Annotated in this window: 6 protein-coding genes and 1 rRNA gene; 4 read left to right on the top strand and 3 right to left on the bottom strand. The window is 71.9% G+C overall.

Going from position 1 to position 6,000, the window contains the following annotated elements; translation table 11 throughout:
* The first annotated feature begins 134 nt into the window (after positions 1–134).
* Positions 135–251, top strand: a 5S ribosomal RNA gene (gene rrf, locus ACLJOU_RS22765).
* Between the two features lie 268 nt (positions 252–519).
* On the opposite strand, the gene cobF is transcribed toward rrf, so the two are convergent.
* The gene (cobF, locus tag ACLJOU_RS22760; protein WP_410569679.1) at positions 520–1,281 is read right to left on the bottom strand and encodes a precorrin-6A synthase (deacetylating); all 762 of its coding nucleotides are present in this window, start codon (positions 1,279–1,281) and stop codon (positions 520–522) included.
* A gap of 77 nt (positions 1,282–1,358) precedes the next feature.
* Here cobF and ACLJOU_RS22755 point away from each other — a divergent pair, with 77 nt between their 5' ends.
* From ACLJOU_RS22755 to ACLJOU_RS22745, 3 genes are read left to right on the top strand one after another with little or no spacing between them, the layout of a single operon-like run.
* Positions 1,359–1,565, top strand: coding sequence for a heavy-metal-associated domain-containing protein (locus ACLJOU_RS22755; RefSeq protein ID WP_410569677.1), 207 nt, complete (start codon positions 1,359–1,361; stop codon positions 1,563–1,565).
* Positions 1,562–3,631: a heavy metal translocating P-type ATPase gene (locus ACLJOU_RS22750; protein ID WP_410569676.1), complete on the top strand. Its 2,070-nt coding sequence runs from the start codon at positions 1,562–1,564 to the stop codon at positions 3,629–3,631. Before ACLJOU_RS22755 ends, ACLJOU_RS22750 begins: the two co-directional genes overlap by 4 nt.
* A gap of 55 nt (positions 3,632–3,686) precedes the next feature.
* Positions 3,687–3,968, top strand: a complete 282-nt coding sequence (locus ACLJOU_RS22745) for a metal-sensitive transcriptional regulator (RefSeq protein WP_043785431.1) — start codon at positions 3,687–3,689, stop codon at positions 3,966–3,968.
* A 6-nt stretch (positions 3,969–3,974) separates the two neighbouring features.
* Here ACLJOU_RS22745 and ACLJOU_RS22740 read toward each other — a convergent pair whose 3' ends face one another.
* Positions 3,975–4,676, bottom strand: coding sequence for a type II CAAX prenyl endopeptidase Rce1 family protein (locus tag ACLJOU_RS22740; protein ID WP_410569674.1), 702 nt, complete (start codon positions 4,674–4,676; stop codon positions 3,975–3,977).
* Positions 4,673–5,830: a M protein gene (locus ACLJOU_RS22735; RefSeq protein ID WP_410569672.1), complete on the bottom strand. Its 1,158-nt coding sequence runs from the start codon at positions 5,828–5,830 to the stop codon at positions 4,673–4,675. Before ACLJOU_RS22735 ends, ACLJOU_RS22740 begins: the two co-directional genes overlap by 4 nt.
* Positions 5,831–6,000 lie beyond the last annotated feature (170 nt).

The following is a 6,000-nucleotide window of genomic DNA, read 5'->3' as shown; positions in this document are numbered from 1 at the left end:
AATGGAAGCACAGTAATGTGTTGTCGAGTTGACTGGTACTAATAGGCCGAGGACTTGCCTACAAAGATGTTACGCATCCACTCTACGGTTCTGAAACACCACACCAGCAGACGGTGTGTGTTGTTTCACAGTGTTTCGGTGGTTATAGCGTCAGGGAAACGCCCGGTCCCATTCCGAACCCGGAAGCTAAGCCTGACAGCGCCGATGGTACTGCAACCGAAGGGTTGTGGGAGAGTAGGACACCGCCGAACTCAACATAGGAAAGGCCCCGGTCGAGAACCCCACGGTTCTCCCGGGGCCTTTCCGCATTTCCGCCACTGCCGTGTCGACCCCCCAATCACGCGTGTCGACCCTCCAATCACGCGTGTCGACCCTCTGATCACACGTGATGCCCCTCCATGCTCGCCGCCGGCGTGACCCGGGACGGAACTCGCGTGAGCAGACCCGCATCTCGCGTGATTGGAGGGTCATCTTGCGTGATTGGAGGGTCATCTCGCGTGATTGGGGGGTCGACACGGGTCAGTCGGCTGGGCGGCGGAGGAGGTAGGTGTCCATGATCCAGCCGTGACGTTCGCGGGCGGAGGCGCGGGTCGCGCGGATCTCCGCGGCCAGGGCCGGGGTCAGGGGACCGGAGATGAGGATCTCGTGGGGCGTGCCCACGTATGCGCCCCAGAAGATCTCCAGGCCGGAAGACGTGAAGCGGTCGAACGTCGTGTGGGCGTCCAACAGGACGAACACGTCGTCGACCCCGTCGGGCCAGCCCTCGGCGAGACGGCGGCCCGTTGTCAGCTGGACCGCCCGGCCGATCTGGTTCATCGTCGTCCGGTGGCGGGCCACCAGGGCCGAGATGCTGCTGATCCCCGGCACCACTTCGTACTCGAATTCGACGTTCCCTCGGGCCAGCACCGCCTCGATCAACGCGATCGTGCTGTCGTACAGCGACGGGTCACCCCACACCAGGAACGCACCCACCTCGGACGGCCCCAGCGACGACTGGATCAGCGACTCGTACACCGCCGCCCGCGCCTCGTGCCAGTCGGCCACCGCCGCGCGGTAGTCCGAGGGCGTGCGGTCCCGGGGTGGGTCCGAGGCCAGCACCACGCGGTACTCGCGCGTCACGAACCGGTCGAGGATCTCCTGTCGCGCCCGCACCAGATCGGCCTTCTCGGACCCCTTGTCGAGCACGAAGAAAACATCGACGCGGTTGAGCCGGTCGATCGCCTGCACGGTGAGGTGCTCCGGGTCGCCCGCACCGATCCCGATCGCGTAGAGCTTGCGCATGCCGCGAGTCTGGCGTCCCCCGATGGAGAACCCCTACCCCCGATGGGTATAAAGGAGGGAGACGAAAGGAGCGGGAAATGGCCGAAACGACCTACACCGTCGAGGGCATGACCTGCGGGCACTGCGCCACCTCGGTCCGCGAGGAGGTCTCCGAGCTCGAGGGCGTCCGGCACGTCGACGTCGACGTCGAGAGCGGGCGCGTGACCGTGACCAGCGACACGCCCCTGACCACCGATGCGGTCGCCGCCGCCGTCACCGAGGCCGGCTACCGCCTGGTCGCGTGAGCGCCGCCCCCGCGGCCACCGCGGCGCGCGTCGAGCTCGCCATCGGCGGGATGACGTGCGCGTCCTGTGCCGCCCGCGTCGAGCGCAAGCTCAACAAGGTGGACGGCGTCATCGCGACGGTCAACTACGCCACCGAAAAAGCGCAGGTCAGCTACCCCAGCCGGCTGTCGGTCGACGACCTCAAGGCCGTCGTCGAAGCCGCCGGCTACTCCGCGCGCCTCACCGAGCCGGAGGTGCGGGAAGAGGAGACGCCCCGCACTCGGTTGCTGGTCTCCGCCGCGCTCACCGTCCCGCTGATCGCGCTCGCGATGGTCCCGGCCTGGCAGTTCCCGGGCTGGGCCTGGGCAGCGTTCGCCCTGGCCGCCCCGGTCGTCACCTGGGGCGCCTGGCCGTTCCACCGCGCCGCCGCGGTCAACCTGCGGCACGCGACCGCCACGATGGACACGCTGATCTCGCTCGGGGTCGTCGCTTCCGTGGCCTGGTCGCTGTACGCCCTCGTCTTCGGCGGGGGCCACCACCACCTGTACTTCGAGGTCGCCGCCGCCGTCACCACGTTCATCCTGGCCGGCCGCTACTTCGAGACGCGGGCGAAGCGCCGTGCCGGCGCTGCCCTGCGCGCGCTCATGGACCTCGGCGCGAAGGACGTCACCGTGCTCCGCGACGGCGAGGAGCACTCGGTGCCCGTCGCCGGCCTGCACGAGGGAGACCTCTTCCTCGTCCGGCCCGGCGAGAAGATCGCCACCGACGGCGTGATCACCGAAGGCGGCTCCGCGGTCGACACGAGCCTGCTCACCGGCGAGCCGGTGCCGGTCGAGGTCGGACCGGGTGACGCGGTCACCGGCGCCACCGTCAACGCCGGCGGGCGGCTGGTCGTGCGGGCCACCCGCGTCGGCGACGACACCCGGCTGGCGCAGATGGCGCGGCTCGTCGAGGCCGCCCAGAACGGCAAGGCCGAGGTCCAGCGGCTCGCCGACCGCGTCTCGGCCGTGTTCGTCCCGCTGGTCGTCCTCGCGGCGCTGGCCACGATGGTGGTCTGGCTCGCGACCGGCGGGCGCCCGGACGAGGCGTTCACCGCGGCGGTCGCGGTGCTGATCATCGCCTGCCCGTGCGCGCTCGGCCTCGCGACGCCGACGGCGCTGCTCGTCGGCACCGGCCGGGGCGCCCAGCTCGGCATCCTCATCAAGGGTCCCGAGGTGCTCGAGTCCACCCGCCGCGTCGACACCGTCGTCCTGGACAAGACCGGCACCGTCACCACCGGCCGGATGACCCTGGTCGAAGGCGACGGCGACGCGCTGCGGCTGGCGGGTGCCGTCGAGGCCGCGTCCGAGCACCCGATCGGCCGCGCCATCGCGGAGGCGGCGAAGCAGCGCTTCGGCCCGCTTCCCGCGGTCACGGACTTCCGCAGCACGCCGGGTGTCGGCGTGACCGGCGTGGTCGAAGGACGCACCGTCAGCGTCGGGCGCGCCGAGGGCGGCGCCGCGACGACGGTCGGCGTCACCTGGGACGGCGAGGTCCGCGGCCGGCTGGTCGTCGCCGACGCGATCAAGCCGACGTCCGCGCGGGCGGTCGCCGAGCTGCGCGCACTCGGCCTGACGCCGGTGCTGCTGACCGGGGACAACGCCGACGCGGCGAGGGCTGTCGCGGCCCAGGCGGGCATCGACGAGGTCGTCGCCGAGGTGCTCCCGGAGGAGAAGGTCGCCGTCGTCAAGCGCCTGCAGGCCGACGGCCGCGTGGTGGCGATGGTCGGCGACGGCGTCAACGACGCGGCCGCGCTCGCCCAGGCCGACCTGGGCCTGGCGATGGGCACCGGCACGGACGCGGCCATCGAGGCGAGCGACCTGACGCTCGTGCGCGGCGACCTGCGCGTCGCCGCCGACGCGATCCGCCTCGCCCGGCGCACGCTGGCGACGATCAAGGGCAACCTGTTCTGGGCGTTCGCCTACAACGTGGCCGCGTTGCCGCTGGCCGCGCTCGGCCTGCTCGACCCGATGATCGCGGGGGCGGCGATGGCGTGCTCGTCGGCGTTCGTGGTCAGCAACAGCCTCCGCCTGCGCCGGTTCCGCTGACACCCCGGGAGGGTATAGTCGGTGGGAGGGAAGCCGACTACGGGACAGGTGGGCGATGACGGGTTACGGCAGCGAGCGGGACGCCTATCTGAAGCGCCTGCGCCGGATCGAGGGGCAGATCCGCGGGTTGCAGCGGATGGTCGAGCAGGACAAGTACTGCATCGACATCCTCACCCAGGTCTCGGCGGCGACGAAGGCGCTGCAGTCGTTCTCGCTGGAGCTGCTGGACGAACACCTGGCGACGTGCGTGGTGCAAGCCGCCGCGGCGGGCGGCGAGGAAGCGGATCTGAAGGTCCGGGAAGCGTCGGACGCGATCGCGCGGCTGGTGCGTTCGTAGCCCGGCTCAGCGCACCAGGACCGCGAGCGTCAGCCCGCCCGCGTTGGTGGTGAAGTGCACGAGCACCGAAGCCAGCACGCCCCGGCCGGCGTGCCGCCACCAGTGCAGGAAGACACCCGCCGCGCCCGCGGCCGCCATGGCCAGTACCTGCAGCACCACCGCCGGCGTTGAGCCGAACACGGCGTGGACCGCCGCGTTGCGGCCGATCGCCAGCGCCGGAAGCGCGTGCCACAGGCCGAACAGCGCCGCCGCGGCCAGGATCGGGCGCCAGCGCCACTTCTCGTCGCTCGCGCCGAACAGGGCGGGGAGCACCCCGCGGAAGGCCACCTCCTCGATCAGCACCGTGCCGAACAGGATGCGGCCGCAGGTCAGCCAGAGCAGCTGGCCGAAGTCCGGATCACCGACCCGGCCGTCGTGGTAGACCGTGCGCAACGCGGGCACCGCCAGCGCGATGCCGAACACGACGGCGATCAGCGCCGCGCCGGCCAGGCCGACCAGCGCGGGACGGCGGAAGCCGCGTAACCCCAGGTCACGCCACGTGCACCCGGCCGCGCGGGCCAGCGCCACCAGGAGCACCGCCGCCACCAGGCCGCAGAGCGGGTACGCCCAGCCGGGCAGCACGCGGTTGGCCAGCGTGGTCGACGCCGCCAGCGTCACCACCGCCGCGGCCACGGCCGGCGCGCGCCGGACCGCAACGGCGTGTGTCAACCGACCGCCAGGTCATCGGCGGGTGAGCGCCGCTGGACCGGCACCCGCTTCGACATCGGCAACGTCGCTTCCGGGTCGAACGGGCCCGGGCGTTCGTCCAGCGTCACCGCCGCATCGGCCAGCAGGGTGCGGCAGCCGGTCAGGCTCGCGTGGAGCTTGTCGCGGACTTCCTGCAACGCCGTGACCTCACGCTGGGCCGCCTCGACCAGCGTTTCGCCTTGGTGGGTGGCTTCGCCGATCAGTCGGGCGGCCTGTTCTCGCGCCGTGGCGAGTTCGGTTTCGCCGGTGGCGACCAGCGTTTCGCCGTGCTGCTTGGCCTCGCTGATCAGCTGGGCGGCCTGTTCTCGCGCGGAGGCGAGTTCGGTTTCGCCGGTCGCGACCAGCGTTTCGCCGTGCTGCTTGGCCTCGCTGATCAGCTGGGCGGCCTGTTCTCGCGCGGAGGCGAGTTCGGTTTCGCCGGTGGCGACCAGCGTTTCGGCCTGGTGGGTGGCTTCGCCGACCAGCCGGGCCGCCTGCTCCCGCGCCGAAGCGAGCTCGCCGCGGCCGGTCGCGACCAGCTGAGCCGCCTTCGCCCGGGCGGCCGCTTCCTGCTCGGCGAGTTCGCGCATCGCGTCGGCGCGCCGGACCGTCATGGCGCGCGTGTGGTCCTCTTCCAGCTGGGCGCGGCGGTGCGCCGCGGCCTCGTCCAGCTCGCGGCGGCGCTGCTCGGCCGCGCGCACGAAGTCCTCGTGCTCGGCGCGCTGCCGTTCGCGCTCGGCCTCGGCCTCGGCGACCAGCCGGCGTTCCTTCTCGGTGAGCCGGCCGGCCTCCGCTTCGGCCTCGCGCCGGATCCGGTCGGCGGTTTCCGTTGCCCGCGCGGTGATTTCCGCCGCTTCCTCGCGGGTCAGCTCGATCATCCGGCGCGCGCGCTCCTGCAGCGCGTCCGCCGGGATCGGGGTCATGCTGATCCGGTCGATCTTCACGCGGAGCTCACGGTTCTCCTCGGCGAGCGCGGCCCCGCGCCGGCGCGCCGCGTCGCGCTCGGCGGTGAGTCTGCGGATCTCGGCCTCGGCCCACGCGACGTACTCGGTGACCTGTGCGCGCTGGAAACCGCGCCACGCCAGGTCGAACTCGGGCTGGGTGTGCGCCACGTCCTCACCGCCGCCGGGGGCCATGCCTCACCTCCGAATTGGATGGTTTCTCCCCGGCCGCGCGATTTCGTTGCGGCACCGGGGAAGTTCACGTGCCACCCCAGTGTGCCGCAAACTCGCCGCCGCGTGCCCCCCGGGCGGGCGATCATTCGTCGAACGGTTCCCCGCGGCCGGGTGGACGTGCTCCGGACCCG

Source organism: Amycolatopsis sp. cmx-4-61, assembly GCF_046548775.1.
Classification (GTDB): domain Bacteria; phylum Actinomycetota; class Actinomycetes; order Mycobacteriales; family Pseudonocardiaceae; genus Amycolatopsis.
The sequence above is the reverse complement of the archived record's forward strand: the minus strand, read 5'-3'. Positions and strand labels throughout refer to the sequence as shown.